The sequence below is a fragment of the Bradyrhizobium sp. NAS96.2 genome, assembly GCF_001908235.1.
In the GTDB taxonomy this organism is placed as follows: Bacteria; Pseudomonadota; Alphaproteobacteria; order Rhizobiales; family Xanthobacteraceae; genus Bradyrhizobium.
In genome coordinates this window covers 1-634 of the sequence record NZ_LGHK01000399.1, presented here as the reverse complement: position 1 = coordinate 634, position 634 = coordinate 1, and the positions used below count along the sequence as shown (strand labels likewise).

Here is a 634-nt window from a genome sequence, read left to right as displayed (position 1 = left end):
AACGCTGGCGCAGTCGCTCGCCGTCGATTTTGTCTTTGCGGCCGGCTGCTACACGGTAAACGGCAAGAATGGCTCTATCGGTTATTCTAACGTCGGACTGACCGCTGAATATGCGACCTGCGACAACGCCGGCGCGCAGACCGGGCCGTTTAATCCGCTGTTCTCGATCGTGCGGCAGTACGCCTCGCAGGCGCCGGTCCGCGACAGCGTCAAGGTCGACGTTGCGCCTGGCCGCTACCTGGTCCGCTTTCGCCGCGAGGATGCCGAGCTCGCCGGGACCGCCGGCAGTAATTCCGTGCTCTGGGCAGGCCTGCGGTCGTTCCTAAAGGGCAACAATTCGTTTCCCGACGTCTCGACGATCGCGATCCGGTTGAAGGCATCACAGTCGACGCAGGGCTCCTATAAGTTCGGCGTCCTCGGCACGCGCAAGGTGCCGGTTTGGAACGGTGCGGCCTTCGTGACGCAGGCGTCCCGCAACCCGGCTTGGGCGTTCCTCGACGCCGTCACCAGCGGCCAGTATGGCTCGGGCCTGTCGATTGCCAAGGTCGATTTCAACGCCGTTGTAAATCATGCGGCCGGCTGCGATGCGCGCGGCGACACGTTCGATTATCGCTTTACGACGGCCGTCGCGGTG

The 634-nt window shown here is 63.7% G+C and carries 1 pseudogene; it reads left to right on the top strand.

Going from position 1 to position 634, the window contains the following annotated elements:
• A pseudogene (locus AC628_RS44645) lies at positions 1 to 634 on the top strand (hypothetical protein); the annotation flags it as partial.